Source organism: Williamsia sp. Y844 (genome assembly GCF_056786475.1).
Map to the genome: position 1 here is coordinate 1,804,288 of NZ_JBXCJB010000001.1, position 17,164 is coordinate 1,821,451.

Below are 17,164 nucleotides of genomic sequence, written 5' to 3' on the forward strand. Positions count from 1 at the left end.
GCCCAACTGGGACACCCACAATGACCCCTGTCGACGTCCATTTCGCTGCCGTCCACGGAACCCGGCGAATCAGTTCACGCCGTGACGTTGCTCGGTACAACACCGCGGGCAAGAGTCAGCGGGAGATCGTTGTAGGTGGCGATCCCCGGGGCAGCGGCGACAACGGCGGAGATTGCGTGGATGGGCGGCAACGCGGTCATGATGTTCCCGAGCTTGAGGAAGTCGGCCATGGTTTCGGCTTCGTAGTACGGCGGCGGAAGGAAACCGATACTCATGTTGACCGTCGGACGGCCGTCGATGGTGATCTTCCAGCTCTCGGCGCCCATTTGCCAGTCAGGTTCGAGGGTCTGGCCCTTGCGCCATCGCACGTTCACGTCGATCAGCGTCGTATCACCCACGCGCCCTTGCCAACTCACATACACGCCGGCAACACACCCCGCCGGGATCGTCCACGAACCCAGATCCACGTCGGCCGTGGTGTGCGCATACTCTGCCTCACAGACGATTTCGTCGAGTTCGACGCCGAGCGAATCGGCGACCAGGCGGACCGCCTCGGCAAAGATCGCGGTTCCGTTGGCGGCCATCGGAGCCAGATCCGGATCGTCGATGGGAGTGCCGAATCCCACCGGCCGCTCCGTGTCGGGTGAGTCGTAGAAAGTCGTGTCCGCGGCTTCGGCAATGGTGACCTTGTCGACCCGGTCGCAGGCATTCGTCGCCACAATTGCGAGGAGTTCGGCGAAGCCCGGACTCACACCGGAGCCGAAGATCGTCGATCCGCCAACGTCGCAAGCCTCCAGGATCCGGTCCCGGCCCTCCCCGAGATTGTGGCCGGTGATGAACGACGCCGAGGTGACGACGTTGGCGCCGGACGACAGGATCGTGACCAGTTCGTCGACGTTGATCCACATGGGGTTGTAGACCACCACGTCAGGTTTCAGCGCCAACAGTGCGTCGACGTCGCTTGTTGCCGTGACACCCAGCGGCGCCATCCCGCAGAGTTCGCCGACATCGCGTCCCACTTTGTCCGGAGACCAGGCGAAACAGCCGATGAGTTCGAGTGTGGGGTTTGCGGCGATCGCCTTTGCGGCTTCGATTCCGATGTTGCCGGTGGTCCACTGGACCACGCGGTGAGGTGTGAGGTTCTTCGGTGGCATAGCTGCCTCGATTCAAGTCCGGCGTTTCCACCATGACTACACGGGACGACGCACACCGCGGCGCATTTTCGGAATCTTTTTCCCGATCGGGGAAAACTAGGTCAGGCAGAGGAACCGATCACCGCCAGGCGGTGCTCCAGACCGGCGATGATCACGGCCAGATCGAACTCGAGTTGGCCGTCGCCGGACCCTGCACTCTGTCTGGCCGCCACCAGCCTGCGAAGCACGGGAAAATCCGTGTCCGGGGCGCTCGTCAAAGTGCGGGCCACATCGGGTACGTCAGGGTGGATCTTGCTGTCGTTGGCCTGCAACGTGTCCCGCCCGGTCGAGTAGGCCACCTCGGTCAGCAACGCGAGGATCCGGCCCGCCTCATCGACGCCGAAACCGGCATCGACCAGGGTTTGCAACACCCGCTCGATCGGAGCCAGCGTGCGCACACCGCCTGCGCCCGGTAGGCGGATGTACATCGCCAGCGCACCCACCGTGACAACCGCATCGCGCATGGCACTGGCATACCGCCGGATCACCTCGCGCCAGTCGGCGCCGGTCGGTAATTCCACCCGGCTCAACTCGGACTCGAACACATCGAAGGCGACCAGCTCACGTAAGCCGTTGAGATCATTCACGTGGTAGCTGAGAGCTTTACGGTCGACGCCCAACACATCGGCAACCGCCTGCATCGTCATGGTGTCCTGCGGCAGGGTGCGTGCGGCCCGGATGATGCCCTCACGACTGATGCGTGGGGGGCGCCCCCGGCGCGCAGCAGCGGGATTCTCATTCGCCGAGTCCGGCAATGCGCACCTCCCTCGGGCTTGTGGCCAACCCTAGTTCAGTGATCGGTAGACCTACGCGCAGTCTGGCCAGAAGTATGGGCAAACCCTTTCTTGAAGCGGCACACTGAAAACATGACCGAGAACTGGGCCCTCGCCGACCTGTACCTGAGTAACGTCCTGATCGGAGATGATCCGGCCCTCGACGCCGTCATCGAAGCCAATGCCGAGGCGCAGCTACCGGCGATTGATGTCGCACCCGTCCAGGGCAAGTTCCTGCACCTGCTCGCACGAGCGATCGGTGCCCGGCGGATCCTCGAGATCGGAACACTCGGCGGATACAGCACCGTCTGGCTGGCGCGGGCAGTTGGCGGCAGCGGACGTGTCATCACACTCGAATACGAGCCACACCACGCCGAAGTGGCCCGGGCAAACGTCGACCGCGCCCTGGTCGGCGAACGCGTCGAGATCAAGGTCGGCGCGGCATTGGACATCTTGCCCACCCTCCCCGCGGACGCCCCGTTCGATCTCGTGTTCATCGACGCCGACAAGCCGAACAACAGCAACTACGTGCGCGCCGCGCTGCGGGTGTCGCGGCCGGGCACCGTCATCGTCGTCGACAACGTCGTCCGTGCCGGCGCCATCGCCGACCCGACCGAGGACGACGAACGGGTGGTCGCCAGTCGTGAGGTACTGGATCTCTTTGCCGCCGACCCTCGGCTCGATGCCACCGCACTACAAACGGTGGGCGTCAAGGGCTGGGACGGATTCGCAATTGCGCTTGTTCAGGACGTCGCCTAGATCTGACCCCGGCGCTGCAGCGGTTTGCGGTGCCGATTCCTCTGGAACCGAGTGCGGCGAAGGCGTTTCCCCGAAGTTCGTCCCACGGGCGGGCAGGCATCCGACGATGAGACCGAGGAACACAATCCACACCGCGGCAGGCAAGAGATCCCAGACCGCCCACTCATCTACCAACTTCCACCTGTTGTCCAGCAGGTGTTGGGCGCCCAGTGAGAGAAGGCCGCAGATTGCGATGACCAACGTCGCCCACCGGCCGGCCACCCATCCCCACACCGACAGAGCCGCGAGTATTGCACCAGCGGCCGCCGCGACAAAGAGGTTGTTGTCGACTCCGTCAAATCCCCAACTATCCGGAAAGTGCTCATCACCGTCGGCCAGATAATGAGCTGCGACAGCAACTCCGATCGCAGCCACGATCGCCAGGTAGCTCGCGCGACGGCGATACCCGAACTTGCCAAACCGTCGAGTGCGCGATGGTGGCCGCAGTCGGTATGCCCGCTGATTCAGCCAATGCTGCCCGGCTCCGATCGCGACCAGCGCGACAATGAATGTCTCAAGACTGGTCCGGATTCCGAAGTCGCGTATCCAGCTCACATACGAGCCGACCAGCAAATAGGTGGCGATACAAGCAAGTACGATCCCGATCCCCATCGACCATCGCCGGTACGACGGCTGGTCGGCCGCTTCTGCCAACTTGATCCAGTCGCCGGATTCGGGTTTGCCGACATGGGGTTCGTCTATCCCGCCAAGGCGCGACCGGAGACTTTTCCACCTACTGCTCGCCAATCCGGCACGGATACACATGAATACGCCGGCAACGATGATGATCCCGTAGAAGACCGTCTGGACTCCCCGCGACGTGGTACCTGCCCCCATGAGGGTGGCGGCGGCGAGAATCGTGACGATCGCCCACACCAGGCGTAGCGGGTCTGCCACCAGTACAGCCACGATGCCCACGAGCTTGGCGATGATCAATGCAATCCGGGTGGCGATTCCGCCGAACGACCACCGCGATTCCGTTCCGGGAAGGCAGGCGCGTATCGCGAGCGGCAATACCCTGGACGCCAGTGCAAACCGGTAGCGGTGACTGATCGCAGCAAGCGTGTCACTCCCCACTGTTTGCACGAGGGGTTCTTCGCCGGTTGGCGGTGGCGCATCGAGCTTCGAGTCAACCAAGATCGACGATTGCAGGTGGGAGATCCTGTCGGAGAGAGGGTCATCCGCAACCCCTTCCGGCCCGTCATCAGTCAATCGGTCACTTCTGGCGTTCTCCAGAATCTTGACGATGCCGGAGGCGGCGTCCAAACGTCCCCACTGCCAATCATTTTCACGCCACGTCCATTTGAAGAATCCGCCGAACCGCGAAAGGGCGTTGCCTGCCAATTTGGTGTCGGCGTTCATGAGGCCGGCCTTGTCGCCGATGATGCTCTTCATCACCGATTCGTCCGGGAGTTTTCTCAGCCACTGGCCGAGATGCTTCGCGCGCGCGGCGGCGTACAGCGTGGGTACGTCAATCGTTGGTGTCTCGTCGCTCGTGATCTCGTCGTATTCGATTATCGACACCGTCGACGGAATACCCGTCACCGCGAAGATCTTTCCGACTTCGACAATGTTGGTGTCGAGTGGGCAGTCCGCGTAGAGGTACGGGAACACCGACTCCTTCCAAGCCGTCCGCGCTCGTCCGCTCACCGTTGGACTGTGAAGGATCGCGTCGATGGGTCCTTCTGTCTCGCTTTGGATCGCCACTCGTGCACTTTCGAGCCAGTGCCAGCCCTGGTCCAGGAATGGAATCTGTGGGCCGGACGATTGTCCGGTGGATTCACCCATCCTCGGCCAGGAACCGAGACCCACATAGAAGTCGTCGGAAGTACCCGAGCCGACCCTCTCCAGAAGGGACTTCGGCACAGTGAGTTCCTTCTGCTTCTGCCAACTACTCTCCAGCCGTCCACTCAGGCAATAGGCCTCAGAGTTTTGAGTAGGCTCCCATCCGACCTCGGGAGTGCTCGCACCAGACCTCAGCGTCACAGCCACCTCTTCATCGACCGTTCGCAGTCGCGCCTCGAAAGCCAACGCGATACAGCGGTATAGGCCCTTCTTCCGCTGGGAGAGACCCGGCAACAGCGCATGTGTCGCCGGCGCGCTTGAATCAGTCGCCGCCAATGCTTCAATCCCATGTACCCATGCCAAAAGGACGCGGGCCGCATCGAGGATCGCATAGACGTCTCGCTCCAAATCGGCTGCAACCGCCCTTGTTTTGTACTCCCTGGCCAACTTGGACTTCAGCTGCAGCAGGTCTGAGGACGTGAGGACTCCATAGTCCGCGGATACTCGCGGCGGCCGGCAGAGCTCAGACCATGGATCCGACAGCACCCGCGCAAACCTGCCGGCATCCACTCCGATTCGACATTGCCGGTAGCGGTCGGAACTCACGGAAGGGCAGGCGCCCTCAGCCGTGCCCAACAGCGCCGCGAAAGCGGCAAGTCGACTTCGCAGCTCCAGTACCGAATCATTGTGGGCACGAAGCAATGCCAGCTCATCACCGGCGCGCTCGGAGCGTTGTTTGAGCGCCATCGACTTACGGATGACAGGTATCCACGACGCGGCGGATCCACGGTCCGTTCTCGCGGTCGACGGGGCGAGGTGTGCCTGCCTATTCGACGGCGGCTCAGGGTCGAGATAGACGAGCCGGCGTTCGGTGGGTTGCGATGCCGGCGCGCGCTGTATCGCGCGGATTGCACGGTCGATCGGAATGTTGTCGAAAATGCCACCGTCCACCACATCGAACGGCAGATACTTCGTGTCGCCATCCAGATCTTTCGCGGCGTCAGGGCTGTCCGGGACGGGACGGGCAAACGGAAAGCACCGCGCCATATCTGGTTTCGGACTCTGTTGTTCATCCTCGCATGAATAGACCGTTGCCGGTTCGAACGCACCAGGGAAGGATGAGGTGGACCGGGCAGCCAGGGCCATTCGACTGAGCGCAATGTCTACATCCGCGCCCGTGTCCCCGAGACTCGGAATCGTCGAGTATGACGTCCCCAATCCGCCGGGACGACGAGTGAACGAGAATCCGGTCGCATTGCTGCGGTGCGGTTGGGATCGATCCTCGAGCATTGTCGCCGCCAATTCCACTGACAAGTGCTGAGCAACAACAGGATTGGTACCAGCTGTCGTGTCATCGTGGTTATTCGAGGCTTGGGCACCGGACCGGCCGATCTTCGCGAGCGCCTCCTCGATAACGGCGAGCAGGCGTTCGTCTCCTCGGAGAATCGACTGGACGCCCCCTCGACCTCGCCCGCGAAGAAGTTCCCAGATCCCACCTTTCTCGATCCAGGTGTCGTGAACCACGCGGTCCATGACCACACCGCGACTTTGGGCCAGCCCCAGAAGAATTGCGTTGAGTCCACCGGCACTTGCACCCGCGAGAATGTCGATCTCGACATTCTCGAATTGCGTCCTGCGCAACAGATCTGCGTAGATCTTCGCCCGTTCGCGCTGCCCTTCGCTTTCCGTCGCGCAGTTGGGGTAACCATCCTCCTGCAACGCGCCGTTGCACGCGCGGCGGAACAGATCAAGTTCTGCGACCGCGCCCCCGATCCAGACGGCCAGACTCACACCGCCGCGCATCGCCAACGCCAGCCGGAGCGTCTTGTACTGGCCTGGGGTTGATTCAGCCATCGTTACCCCTCGATCACAGGCCACAGACAACCCTGGACGTCGCGACCAATTGCTTTGCAATTGAACAGCACCAGAGGCAATTTCGATAGCGAATTTGGCACGAAATCACAAAGTCTGCCCTTTCAGGCAATCTCGGACAAATGCCTACGCCCGTGTCAGGAAGGCCAGCACCGCAGAGAGCCAGGCCTCGCGGGCCTCGATCATCGTCCAGTGCCCGCAGTTCGGGAACACGTGGAGTTCGGCGTTCGGGATGTCACGCATCGGTAGGACGGCCATGTCCACCGGGCTGACCCGGTCGTCGCGGCCCCAGGTCAGCAGAGTCGGCGCTTTCACCTTCTGCAGCTGCGCCCAATACGGCACCGCGTCTGCGGAGTTGTTCGCCGCAATTGTCGCGGCAAATGCCTTGCTGCTGTACATGCGTCGTGCGATCTCCAGCGTGGTGGGCTCGGTCGCAAGCTCCCAGCGCTCGTCGATCAGTTCCGGCGTCACCAGTCCACGATCATGGACCATCGACAGGAGCCAGCGGATCATGCCTTCCCGCGTGGGGTTGTCGGTGAACTCCATCAACAGTTTGATGCCCTCGCTGGGCCCCGACGAGAAGATGTTCTTGCCCATGCCGCCGATGGTGATGAGCTTGCCGACCCGCTCGGGTTCGGAGATCGCGACCTTCGTCGCGACGATGCCACCCATCGAGTTGCCGATGATGTCGACGGCACCGAGACCGAGTCCGTCGAGGAAGACGCCGACGGCGGACTCGGCCATCACCATCGGATGTCCGTCGACGGGGTCACTCACACCGAAGCCGGGGAATTCGAGTACCAGGCAACGAAAATGCTCCGCCAGTTCGGCGAGCACTCCGCGGTAGTTGCGCCATCCGGTAACCCCGGGGCCCGATCCGTGGAGCAACAACAGCGGCGGTCCGTCACCGGCCTCGTGGTAGCGAAGCACTCCGAGGCTCGTCTCGAGTTCCCGTCGGCTCTGTTCATAGCTCACGTCTCCAGTCATGGACGACGACGTTGCCAGGGCACTACCAACGTCCACAGTAGCGATTCCGCTGAACGAGATGCCAGATCAGCAACAATCGCTGTGTACCAACAGCTTCCGCTGTGTGGAGGTCGGATGGCCTTCTTCCGCGAGCTCAGCCCCGCGAAGCGCGGGCAAGCAACTCGCGGGCCCCGGCACTGCCGTCGAGCAATCGCGCAGTGCGGCGGCGGATCAGCCACCGACCATCGATTCGCCCGAGGTCGAAGCGGTTCGCGGTGACGCGCCAGACCCGAAACGAATCCTCGCCAACATTGCGACGCAGGAGCAGCGAGTGGCACGTCGCCACCGCAGTGTCGCCGTCGACACGGATATGGACGGGGTCGAGCAGATGCCCGCAGCCCTCGTTGATGTAGTCCTGATGGGGCCTGGTGCGCACCATCTCGGTGATCGCGTCGCGTCCTTCCATCACCCGGATGTCGATGTCGTAGACGGCATCGTCCGCCCACAGGCGACCGACCGCATCGGCGTCACCGGCGTCGACGGCCGGACCGTAGGCGGTGAGCACCTCGTGGATGGCCGCCTTGTCTTCGAGGGTCTGCACGCGCTCGAGCAGGGAAGCCACCAGGTCTGCGGTGTCGGTCATGTCAGTCCTTCCGAAGTTGCAGGCATCCACAGGTGATGCCGGTACATCTCGTTCTACCGCTATCGACCCGACCGCACCCCAGACGTCCCGCTCAACGGAAACGTAGGTGCACCATCACTGTCTCGCTGGGAATGTTGGTCACACCACACCTGCACAGTGCGTGCAGGTCTTGTCAGTTCCGTGGAGAAGTCCCCACGCAGTCCCCGGCTCGTCATGGGCCGAATTTCCAGGAAGAGTCACGCCATGGGCCAGGTATTGGACAGAATCATGCAGCACGCGGACGAGATCCGCGCGGGCGCCGCCGAAGGCGAGTCGCTGATGCGGCTCACCGACACGACCGCGAAGCACCTGCGTGATTCCGGCATCATCCGCATGTTCCAGCCGAAGGAATACGGCGGATTTGAGGGGCACCCCCGTGAAGCCGCCGAAACCACCATGGCACTCGGTGCTCTCGACGGTGCGACGGGCTGGGTCGCCGGCATCGTTGGCGTCCATCCGTGGGAACTCGCATTCTTCGATCCCAAAGCCCAGGAAGAGATCTGGGGCGAGGACAACGACATGTGGATGGCGTCGCCGTACGCGCCCATGGGTGTCGCGGTCCCGGTTGACGGTGGGTACATCCTCAACGGCCGCTGGTCGTTCTCGTCGGGCACCGACCACTGCGGCTGGGTGATGATCGGTGCTGCCGTCGGCGACAAGGACGGCAACCGCACCGACAAAGTTCTGCACGTCGTGCTGCCCCGTTCGGACTACGAGATCGACCAGGACAGCTGGAACGTCATCGGTCTGCGGGGCACCGGCTCAAAGGATCTGATCGTCAAGGATGCATTCCTACCGGAGTACCGAACGCTCGACGCCGACATCGTGCTCAGCGGCAACGGGTGGCGCCACGCGGGACGCGACGAGACCCTGTACCGCTTCCCGTTCTCCTGCATCTTCCCCCTGGGCATCACGTCATCGCTGATCGGCATGACCGAGGGCGCGCTGGCCTGCTACATCGCAGCGCAGAAGGAACGTGTCCAGGTCACCGGCGTGCCCATCAAAGAGGACCCGTACGTCCTGTTCGCGATCAGCGAGGCGGCGTCCGAGATCTCCGCTGCCCGACTGTCGCTGCTCGAGACGGTCGACCGTTTCTGGGACAAGACGGATCGCGGCGAAGAAATCGGTTTCGAGGAACGTGCAATCGGCCGACGTACCCAGATCGCGGCCGCATGGCGGGCGGTGCGTGCGATGGACGAGGTGTTCGCACGTGCCGGTGGCGCTGCGGTGCATACGAAGACCCCCATGCAGCGGTTCTGGCGTGATGCCCATGTCGGTCTGACCCATGCCATCCACGTGCCCGGCATGACCTACCACGCTGCCGCACTCGCTCAGCTCGGCGGCGACCCGCAGGGCGCATACCGCGCAATGATCTGACCCTCTTCATATTTCAAGGACGGAAGCCATGACAGAACTTCGGGGTCTCGGTTACCTCAGAATCCAGACGCAGGACGTGGCGCGCTGGCGCGAACTGCTCATCGACGGCCTCGGCATGGCCGTCGGCAGCGGCCCCGAGCCGGACGCGCTGTATGCCCGAGTCGACGAACGGCGTTCGCGCATCTCGGTGCTCCCCGGCGATTCCGACAAGGCACTCGCCGTCGGCTGGGAGGTGCGCGACGAGTTCGCCCTGCAGCGAGTGCGGGAAGCCGTCGAGAAGGCGGGTGTCGAGGTGGAGGTCCTGTCCCGGAAGCAGGCAAGCTACCTCGACGCCGAAGAGGTCATCGCGTTCGACGACCCGGCCGGAACCCGCCTCGAGGTGTTCTACGGTCCCGTTCTCGACCACAGCCCGGTTGTGACGCCGTTTGCCGGCCGCTGGGTGACGGGCGGACACGGCCTCGGCCACGTGGTGCTGCCTACCGCGAAGTTCGCCGAGTCATACGAGTTCTACACGCAGGTACTCGGATTCCTGCCCCGCGGCTCGATCCGGCTCGACGAGGAGGGATTGGCCCGGGTGCGGTTCCTCGGCATCAACCAGCGCCACCACAGCCTCGCGCTGTGCCCGGCCCCGCCGACCGAAGAGCCCGGCCTGGTACACCTGATGACCGAGGTCGACACCCTTGACGCGGTCGGTCAGGCGCTCGATCGGGTCAACCAGCAAAAGTTCTCGATCTCGTCGACACTGGGTCGCCACACCAACGACAAGATGATCTCGTTCTACGTCCGGGCTCCGGGCGGCTGGGATCTCGAGTTCGGAACCGAAGGCATGCTCGTCGACGAACGGTTCTACACGTCCGAGGAGATCACCGCCGACGCCTACTGGGGCCATGATCAGTCGGGCTCCGAGCCGCTGAAAGCTTTCATCCCGACAGCCGGCTGACCCCCTCTCACCGCCGGTCAGAACACATTCAACAGAGAAGCACCGTGACCCTCGTCGCGGTGCTTCTCTGCGTTCACCCGCCACCCGAGAGCGAAGAACCCCTTCGCCACTCAGACAGCGTTGCAGTACCATCCGATCATTGATTGTCCGATCAATCAATGATTCCTTTTGCTTCGGAGTTCCCTTGCCCCCCACAGACCACGAACGACCCCAGACCGTGATGGGACGAGTACTTCTGTTGCTCGAGCCGTTTCGAGAATCCGGCAGTCTGACGCTCACCGAACTGGCCGAACGCACCGGGTTTCCACGATCGTCGACCCATCGAATGCTCTTGCAACTCGTAGAGGTCGGCTGGATAAGTCGCCATGGAACCAGCTACCAGCTGGGCCCGAAGCTGACCGAACTCGGATCCCTGGCGCAGAGCCATGACCGGATCCACCAGGCCGCCCGCGCGAGTATGTACCAACTGCACAAGCACACCCGAATGGCGGTTCACCTGGCAGTTCTCGAGGGCGACGATCTGCTCTACCTCGAAAAGATCGGCGGCAGATGGGCGGCGAGCGCCCTTCCCACCCATGTCGGGCAACGCCGGCCCGCACACGAAACCGCCGAGGGCGTCGCTCTTTTGGCCCACCGCGACGGCCATGAGCCCGCCGCCGAAGAACGCATTTTCGACGGCGACAGAGGCGAGCAAGTGCACTGTGTCGCCATCGCTTTCGATGCGCACCACGGCGAGATCGCCGCGCTGTCGCTGACCGGGCCGGCCGGACGAACACCGGAAGGTGCCGACCGCGACCTGGCCCGGGCCGCCGACCTGGTGGCCTCGACGCTCTCCATCTGAGCCCGGCGCGTCACAAATCCGCACCCGAAAGCGCATGGCCGGAGACGCACATCACCAATTCACTTTGACCCACGTCACAGTCCTGCTATCGTCATATCCACATTGATTGAGCGCTTGATCAATAGAATTGCCACGCGCTTGTAGGCCACAGTCCCTGCCTGCTGACCGATGGAGGTTTACGTGAGAAACGGCGACGACTTTTCCCCGGCTGTCATCGACCGCGTGGCAGGTCTGCTCGATGAGTTCCGTGACGGTAACGAGCTCACCTTGTCCCAGTTGTCCTGCCGCACAGGCCTACCACGTTCGTCGGCTCACAGGCTGCTGTCCCAATTGGTCGAATTCGGCTGGGTGAGCAGGCATGGGCAGTCATACGGTCTGAGCCGCACGATGTTCGAGTGGGGCGCGCTCGCCCAACAGCAAGACAGCCTGCACCGGGCCGCGCACCCGGTTCTGCATGAACTTCACGCCACCACCGGACTCGTCGTTCACCTCGCGGTCCTCGACGGCAATGACGTCCGCTACCTCGACAAAGTCGGTTGTGGCCCGGTTGCACTCCCGTCCCGGATCGGTGGGCGGCAACCCGCCCTGCGCACCGCACTGGGCAAAGCGCTCATCGCACACTCCGGCGTTGATCCGATGCGCAATCGATCGGCAGTGGCGTCCTTGAAGGCGGGGGGCACCAGTGTCGGACTACGCCACGAGATCGCCCACATTCGGCAGCGCAACGTGGCACACGAACGCGAAGATTCGGTGCCCGGCGTTGCGTGCGTGGCCGCCCCGATCGGCAACACCCGGTCCTGCGTGGGCGCCCTGTCGGTCACCGGGCCCGTCAACAGAGTCGACACCGTCACCCTGGCCACCCCCGTTCGGGCAGCAGCGCGGGCAATCTGGCAGGCCTTGGGCGAGAACGGATCTGTACGTCAAGCCGGATGAGCGGCCCGGCCTCACGACGTCAGCGGACGAGTGCTTGCCCGCCGTCGACGGCCAGGGTATGACCGGTGATGTATCGGGCGGCGGCGCTGCACAGGAATACCGCTGCGGGACCGATGTCGGCCTCTGGATCCCCCAGCCGCCCGAGCGGGACCGTGCGGAGATATTCCGCGGCAGCTTCGGGTTCGTGCTGCGCCCACTGTTCCATCGACCGGGAATTGGCCAGCGGCAGAAGCGCATTGACACGAATTCCGTCGGACGCCCATTCGCACGCCGCGGTCCGGGTCAACACTCGTACCGCCTCTTTCGCCGCCGCGTAGGCGCCGGTACCAGAAGGATTCCACCGAATGCCGGCCGCTGATCCAAGGTTGACGATCGAACCGCCACCCTTCAGATATCGATGGCAGGCCCGCATCATGAGCCACGTCGCGGTCGGACCAGATTCCATGCCCTCTCGATACGTCGCCTCGTCGATGTCCAGCAGCAATCCCGGTGCCGGACTCTGAGCGTTGTTGACCAGCAACGTGATTCCACCGAACTCACCGGCGACCGCAGGCACCAGTGCTTCGATTGCGCCACCGTCGGTCACATCGCAGACAAACGCCGCCGCTCGACCGCCGCGGGTGATGATCTCCTCCGCCACGGCACCGAGGGTGGCTTCCGTGCGGCCGACCACCGCCACCTGCGCTCCGGCCGCTGCCAACGCAAGGGCGATGCCACGCCCGATCCCCTGCCCGGCGCCGGTGACGATGGCGGTGTGGCCGTCCAATACGGCCGGTTGAACAGGACGACCATCAGACGAAGTAGTCATGCATACTCCTTCAGAACATTTGAACAACCGGAGCCATTGATCGATTGATCAATGGCTATGGCACAATCAGCGCCATGGGCACCCGACGCCCGAATCCGACAGGGGTACCACCGTGGATCCGCAAGAACGCAGGAAGCTGATACTTGACCGCTCGGCCAAGATCTTCGCTCGAAAAGGTGTGTCCGCGACCACCATTCGCGAGATCGCCGAAGCGGTAGGTGTCTATTCGGGCGCGCTGTACCACTACTTCCCCTCCAAGGAAGCAATCGTCACCGAGCTCATCCGCGAGTACATCGAAGATCTGTCGGCACGATGCAATGACCTACTGGCGCGCGAGCTACCGCCTGTCGAGCGCCTGGTGGCGCTCGGCGTGATCGCGCTTGAGACCAGCGAGCAATACCACGGCGCCACGTCGATCTGGCGACGTGAAGGCGAGTACATGCGTGAACGTGTGGTCGAGGCCGATATGGCGGCGACCGCCGACACCATGGAGGTTGCCTGGCGCGATGCCATCACCGAAGGCGTTGCCGCCGGTGACCTGCGCACCGACATCGACCCCAAAGTCTTTCAAGAACTTCTCTACGACTCGTTCTGGCACGCCTCACGCTGGTTTCAGCCAAGCGCTGAGCAGACCTTGGCCGATCTCGCCCGCACCGTGATCACCGTGTTCGTCGACGGGATGCGCCACCGCGACACCTGACCTTTCGGCCCTGCCACCATCCGCAGCAGAGCCGAAAGGCATGGCATCACTCCTGGGGAGCTGCGAGGTTTTCCTCGACTTCTTTGTGCCAGTTCTCCAGGGCACGGGTCGTGTCGACCTCGAACTCGAAGCGCTCGGTCATATCTGGGGTCACATCTTCGATGTCGACGTAGAACTGGCTGTACCACCTACGGAGCTGGTACACGGGACCGTCCTCCTCGGTGAGGAGCGGGTTCTCGATACGCGTCTTGTGCTTCCAGATCTCGATGTCCTGCCCGAACTGCTCTTCGAGACCGTCGGTGAACAGCGTTGCCATGTCGGCCATCTGCTGGTCGGTCATCCCGTCGATCTTCTTGACGATGGTGCCGAACTGAAGGACAAACGAGTTCGAGGTGACCGGGTAATGGCAGTTGATCAGCTTGGACTCGATGGTGGAGCCATCGGCGACGGTGTAGATCGTGTCGAGCATGAATGATGGGCCGTAGTAGAAGGCGTCCGAGATTGTCTGCGCCTCAGGAAGATCCATCTGCACACCGGTCTTGATGTCGTCACGGCCATATGAGCGCATGTGCTGCCCGGCCACGTGTCCGTCGAAGACGTTCTTGAAGTATTCCGGCATCTGGTAGTGCACGTAAAAGAAGTGGGCCATGTCGACGACGTTGTCGACGATCTCACGACAGTGTGATCCCTCGACGTGGATCGTCGTCCACGTCCAGTCGCTCCACTGTCCGTCCTCGTAACCCTCGATCTCCGGAATCGCAAGCTCTGCAGGCGGTTCGGAACCCTGCGGGCAGTTCCAGACCATCAAAACGCCGTTGCGTTCCATCGTGGTCCAGGTCTTCGTCCGAGCAACCTTGGGGGTGCGACGAGCGTAAGGAACCGACTCGCAACGGCCCTTGCCGTTCCAGCGCCAGTCGTGGAACGGGCAGGCGATCGCGTCACCCTTGATCTCACCCCGGGCGAGGTTGCCACCCATGTGTCGGCAGAAGGCATCGAGCACGTTGATCGTGCCGGTGGAGTCGGCGAATACGACCAGATCGGTACCGAAGACCTTGACCTGGTGTGGCTTTCCGTCACGAAAGTCTTTCGCCAATCCGATGCAATGCCAGCCACGCGCGAAACGTGTCGGATTGGTGCCGGTGTCGATGTTTCGGATCTCGATACGTTCTTGCTCGACGGTCATGGGTTCTCCAAATGGGGTGTGTAGGAAGGTCAAACAGGCTGAACGGGAACGGTGGTCACCGGAGGGGGGTGAAGACTTCTTCTGCGGCAAGGGGCAAGACCGGCGGCTCAGATCGCGTGGTCATCGGAATCTTGCCGTCCTTCACCGCTTCATCGACCGTGCGGTCGAGGGCTTCGCAGCGCAGCAGATAGCCACCGGAATCGACAGCAGCGGCTGCGGCCATCTCCCGGCACGCCTGGGAGGCCTCGGTGGTCCATTGAAGGCTCGTGTGAGCGGGGCTGTACTTCGCGATGAACACGCGAGCGTCACAGGTGTGGCAGGTGAGAGACTGCAATTTTCCGGATCCCTTCCTCGGATAGACCGAGACTACGAACCAGGATGTGGTGGGGACCACAGGAATTCAGTCCAGCGGAACACCGCGTTCGCGCAAGTCAACGCCGGAACCGGCGATCGCTCGCATTCGGCTCAGGTGGTGTCCTTTTGGGGATTGCCAAAATCGGGATCAGCGGGAACAACTTTCCGCGATTTCCTGAACTTCTTGACCACGCGATCGACGAGGAAACCCAATACCAACGCGAGACAGATCGACACGACCGAACCGAGCAGCGGCTGTTTGTCAAAAAGGTCACCGACGAACCGCCCGATCAGACCCGAATACAACGCCCACGTGGTACCCGCGATGATGCTCAGGGGCACAAACTTCTTCCGGGGGTAGTGCGTCGCACCTGCGGTCATGTTGGCAGCAACGCGACCAACCGGAACATATCGGGCCGTCAGTATGATCACCGCGCCGCGCTTGTCGAGCCCGTGACGCGCCCTGCCGAGGGCCTCACGCACCTTGGGTTTGCGCATCCACGAGAAGCGTTCCACGCCGACCCGTCGGCCGATCGTGTAGGCGATGTTGTCGCCGATGATCGCGCCCAAGGCAGCAAGGAGGATGATCAGCCATAGATATGGTCGGCCCGTCGATCCGGACAACGACGCCAGGGTCGTCAGGACCGATTCGCTCGGTAGCGGCGGAAAGAACCCGTCGATGACGCACAACGCGAACAGCACCGGATACACCCATAGCGCGCTGGCCTGAGCGCTGATGAATTCGTTGATCACGTCCATATGCGCAGCCGTGCTTCCTGTCTCTGCCGGTTCCGGGTGTGCACCGGAACAGGCGTCGGACATACTTCGCAAACCGGGTGGCCGGAGCACGGCCGGTTTGCCACACCACCGATCCTGACACGGCGCCGACAGTAAAACCGCCCGATCAACGGGAAAGATCAGCGAACACCCGCAGTGCTTCACCCTTACCGCCGACCCCAAAATCGGACTTTTCGCACCACCCGTGCCGGCATGGTCGGGGGTCGTGGAGAACCGATCACCAATCCCTCCTCGACTCTGTCGTCCAATGCCAGGTCTGATTCCCGCCAGTCTTCAGTGTTCATTGCAGTGAAGATCAAGTGGCACAGACCAGATCGCCAAAATCGTTGGCGGGTAACACATGGAGCAGACGATGTCGAGAATTGCGTTGATCACCGGATCCAACCGTGGGCTGGGTTTCGCCGTTGCGGAAGCGCTTGGACGGGCCGGCTACACGGTGATAGTCAGTGGCAGGACACACGAGAAGGTGACGTCGGCCGTCAAAGAGCTACAGGCACAAGGGTTTGACGCGCAGGGCCAGATCCTCGACGTCAGTTCATTCGAGAGTGCACGTTGTGCCGCGGACGATCTGCGCGACCGGCACGGACATCTGGATCTGTTGGTGAACAATGCCGGAATTCTGCCGGAGGCCACTCAACCCGGTGACGTCAATTTCGTCCATCCCGCAAGTGCGTCGCAAACCTTCACCGTCAATACCGTGGGCGTCCTCAACGTCATCGAGGCGATGTTGCCACTGATTCGGCGGAGCGATGCCGGACGGATTGTGAACGTCTCCAGCACAGTTGGCTCGTTGGCAGAGCAGGACGATCCACAGTCGCAGTACTTTTCGATGATCGTGCCGGCCTATCAGGCCTCGAAAGCTGCACTGAACTCGATCACCATCGGCTTGTCGAAGCTGCTTGTCGACACCCCGATCAAGGTGACGTCGGTGTGTCCGGGGTATGTCCAGACCGACCTCTCCCCCGATAGCAGGGCGCAGGCGCCGCTCACCGCGGACGAAGCGGCCGAGGTGGTTGTCCGCGCCGCCATGCTCCCCGACGACGCCATGTCGGGAACATTTGTGGACGCAGCTGGTTCCGTGCGCTGGTGACCAGGGATGAAGGACGTCGCGGCGGCGGCGGACCACATTGTCCGCAGCCGCCGTCCGCCGCCTTCTGCTCT

The 17,164-nt window shown here is 62.7% G+C and carries 16 protein-coding genes; 7 read left to right on the forward strand and 9 right to left on the reverse strand.

Annotated features, from left to right (window positions below; genetic code table 11):
* Positions 1 to 74 precede the first annotated feature (74 nt).
* The gene (locus AC1TQG_RS08065; RefSeq protein WP_482136410.1) at positions 75 to 1,154 is read right to left on the reverse strand and encodes an NAD(P)H-dependent amine dehydrogenase family protein; all 1,080 of its coding nucleotides are present in this window, start codon (positions 1,152 to 1,154) and stop codon (positions 75 to 77) included.
* Positions 1,155 to 1,255: 101 nt separating this feature from the next.
* Positions 1,256 to 1,948, reverse strand: a complete 693-nt coding sequence (locus tag AC1TQG_RS08070) for a TetR/AcrR family transcriptional regulator C-terminal domain-containing protein (RefSeq protein WP_482136411.1) — start codon at positions 1,946 to 1,948, stop codon at positions 1,256 to 1,258.
* A gap of 111 nt (positions 1,949 to 2,059) precedes the next feature.
* Between AC1TQG_RS08070 and AC1TQG_RS08075 the strand changes: the two genes are divergently transcribed.
* Complete coding sequence (locus tag AC1TQG_RS08075; protein WP_482136412.1) at positions 2,060 to 2,725, forward strand: O-methyltransferase; 666 nt, start codon at positions 2,060 to 2,062, stop codon at positions 2,723 to 2,725.
* On the opposite strand, the gene AC1TQG_RS08080 is transcribed toward AC1TQG_RS08075, so the two are convergent.
* From AC1TQG_RS08080 to AC1TQG_RS08090, 3 genes are all read right to left on the reverse strand, one after another.
* Positions 2,660 to 6,403, reverse strand: coding sequence for a DUF3376 domain-containing protein (locus AC1TQG_RS08080; protein ID WP_482136413.1), 3,744 nt, complete (start codon positions 6,401 to 6,403; stop codon positions 2,660 to 2,662). The genes AC1TQG_RS08075 and AC1TQG_RS08080 overlap by 66 nt on opposite strands.
* Before the next feature lie 144 nt (positions 6,404 to 6,547).
* Entirely contained in the window at positions 6,548 to 7,408 is an 861-nt protein-coding gene (locus tag AC1TQG_RS08085) for an alpha/beta fold hydrolase (RefSeq protein ID WP_482136414.1), read from the reverse strand.
* A gap of 133 nt (positions 7,409 to 7,541) precedes the next feature.
* Positions 7,542 to 8,030 carry a nuclear transport factor 2 family protein gene (locus tag AC1TQG_RS08090; protein WP_482136415.1) on the reverse strand — a complete coding sequence of 163 codons (489 nt, stop codon included), beginning with the start codon at positions 8,028 to 8,030 and terminating at the stop codon, positions 7,542 to 7,544.
* Positions 8,031 to 8,273: 243 nt separating this feature from the next.
* Here AC1TQG_RS08090 and AC1TQG_RS08095 point away from each other — a divergent pair, with 243 nt between their 5' ends.
* The 4 genes from AC1TQG_RS08095 (at position 8,274) to AC1TQG_RS08110 (ending at position 12,160) form a co-directional block, all read left to right on the forward strand.
* Complete coding sequence (locus AC1TQG_RS08095) at positions 8,274 to 9,446, forward strand: acyl-CoA dehydrogenase family protein (protein WP_482136416.1); 1,173 nt, start codon at positions 8,274 to 8,276, stop codon at positions 9,444 to 9,446.
* 28 nt (positions 9,447 to 9,474) lie between these two features.
* Positions 9,475 to 10,386 carry a biphenyl-2,3-diol 1,2-dioxygenase gene (gene bphC / locus AC1TQG_RS08100; RefSeq protein WP_482136417.1) on the forward strand — a complete coding sequence of 304 codons (912 nt, stop codon included), beginning with the start codon at positions 9,475 to 9,477 and terminating at the stop codon, positions 10,384 to 10,386.
* Between the two features lie 184 nt (positions 10,387 to 10,570).
* The gene (locus tag AC1TQG_RS08105) at positions 10,571 to 11,227 is read left to right on the forward strand and encodes an IclR family transcriptional regulator (protein WP_482136418.1); all 657 of its coding nucleotides are present in this window, start codon (positions 10,571 to 10,573) and stop codon (positions 11,225 to 11,227) included.
* A gap of 180 nt (positions 11,228 to 11,407) precedes the next feature.
* Positions 11,408 to 12,160, forward strand: coding sequence for an IclR family transcriptional regulator (locus tag AC1TQG_RS08110; protein WP_482136419.1), 753 nt, complete (start codon positions 11,408 to 11,410; stop codon positions 12,158 to 12,160).
* 19 nt (positions 12,161 to 12,179) lie between these two features.
* On the opposite strand, the gene AC1TQG_RS08115 is transcribed toward AC1TQG_RS08110, so the two are convergent.
* Entirely contained in the window at positions 12,180 to 12,968 is a 789-nt protein-coding gene (locus tag AC1TQG_RS08115) for an SDR family NAD(P)-dependent oxidoreductase (RefSeq protein ID WP_482136420.1), read from the reverse strand.
* A gap of 112 nt (positions 12,969 to 13,080) precedes the next feature.
* On the opposite strand from AC1TQG_RS08115, the gene AC1TQG_RS08120 reads away from it, so the two are divergent.
* Positions 13,081 to 13,668, forward strand: coding sequence for a TetR/AcrR family transcriptional regulator (locus AC1TQG_RS08120; RefSeq protein ID WP_482136421.1), 588 nt, complete (start codon positions 13,081 to 13,083; stop codon positions 13,666 to 13,668).
* A 46-nt stretch (positions 13,669 to 13,714) separates the two neighbouring features.
* On the opposite strand, the gene AC1TQG_RS08125 is transcribed toward AC1TQG_RS08120, so the two are convergent.
* The 3 genes from AC1TQG_RS08125 to AC1TQG_RS08135 all read right to left on the reverse strand — a co-directional run bounded on the left by AC1TQG_RS08125 (position 13,715) and on the right by AC1TQG_RS08135 (position 15,964).
* Positions 13,715 to 14,851 carry a 3-ketosteroid-9-alpha-monooxygenase, oxygenase component gene (locus AC1TQG_RS08125; protein WP_482136422.1) on the reverse strand — a complete coding sequence of 379 codons (1,137 nt, stop codon included), beginning with the start codon at positions 14,849 to 14,851 and terminating at the stop codon, positions 13,715 to 13,717.
* Between the two features lie 55 nt (positions 14,852 to 14,906).
* A complete protein-coding gene (locus tag AC1TQG_RS08130) occupies positions 14,907 to 15,185 on the reverse strand; it encodes a hypothetical protein (RefSeq protein WP_482136423.1) in 279 nt (92 codons plus the stop codon).
* A 131-nt stretch (positions 15,186 to 15,316) separates the two neighbouring features.
* Positions 15,317 to 15,964, reverse strand: a complete 648-nt coding sequence (locus tag AC1TQG_RS08135; protein ID WP_482136424.1) for a DedA family protein — start codon at positions 15,962 to 15,964, stop codon at positions 15,317 to 15,319.
* Positions 15,965 to 16,355: 391 nt separating this feature from the next.
* On the opposite strand from AC1TQG_RS08135, the gene AC1TQG_RS08140 reads away from it, so the two are divergent.
* Positions 16,356 to 17,093 carry an SDR family NAD(P)-dependent oxidoreductase gene (locus tag AC1TQG_RS08140; RefSeq protein WP_482136425.1) on the forward strand — a complete coding sequence of 246 codons (738 nt, stop codon included), beginning with the start codon at positions 16,356 to 16,358 and terminating at the stop codon, positions 17,091 to 17,093.
* The last annotated feature ends 71 nt before the right edge of the window (positions 17,094 to 17,164 follow it).

Excerpts from the sequence above, each read along its gene's own strand:
- AC1TQG_RS08140 (WP_482136425.1), top strand. The coding sequence starts at position 16,356 with ATGTCGAGAATTGCGTTGATCACCGGATCCAACCGTGGGCTGGGTTTC.
- AC1TQG_RS08085 (WP_482136414.1), bottom strand. The coding sequence starts at position 7,408 with ATGACTGGAGACGTGAGCTATGAACAGAGCCGACGGGAACTCGAGACG.
- bphC (WP_482136417.1), top strand. The coding sequence starts at position 9,475 with ATGACAGAACTTCGGGGTCTCGGTTACCTCAGAATCCAGACGCAGGAC.
- AC1TQG_RS08090 (WP_482136415.1), bottom strand. The coding sequence starts at position 8,030 with ATGACCGACACCGCAGACCTGGTGGCTTCCCTGCTCGAGCGCGTGCAG.
- AC1TQG_RS08095 (WP_482136416.1), top strand. The coding sequence starts at position 8,274 with ATGGGCCAGGTATTGGACAGAATCATGCAGCACGCGGACGAGATCCGC.
- AC1TQG_RS08115 (WP_482136420.1), bottom strand. The coding sequence starts at position 12,968 with ATGACTACTTCGTCTGATGGTCGTCCTGTTCAACCGGCCGTATTGGAC.
- AC1TQG_RS08065 (WP_482136410.1), bottom strand. The coding sequence starts at position 1,154 with ATGCCACCGAAGAACCTCACACCTCACCGCGTGGTCCAGTGGACCACC.
- AC1TQG_RS08135 (WP_482136424.1), bottom strand. The coding sequence starts at position 15,964 with ATGGACGTGATCAACGAATTCATCAGCGCTCAGGCCAGCGCGCTATGG.
- AC1TQG_RS08080 (WP_482136413.1), bottom strand. The coding sequence starts at position 6,403 with ATGGCTGAATCAACCCCAGGCCAGTACAAGACGCTCCGGCTGGCGTTG.
- AC1TQG_RS08075 (WP_482136412.1), top strand. The coding sequence starts at position 2,060 with ATGACCGAGAACTGGGCCCTCGCCGACCTGTACCTGAGTAACGTCCTG.
- AC1TQG_RS08125 (WP_482136422.1), bottom strand. The coding sequence starts at position 14,851 with ATGACCGTCGAGCAAGAACGTATCGAGATCCGAAACATCGACACCGGC.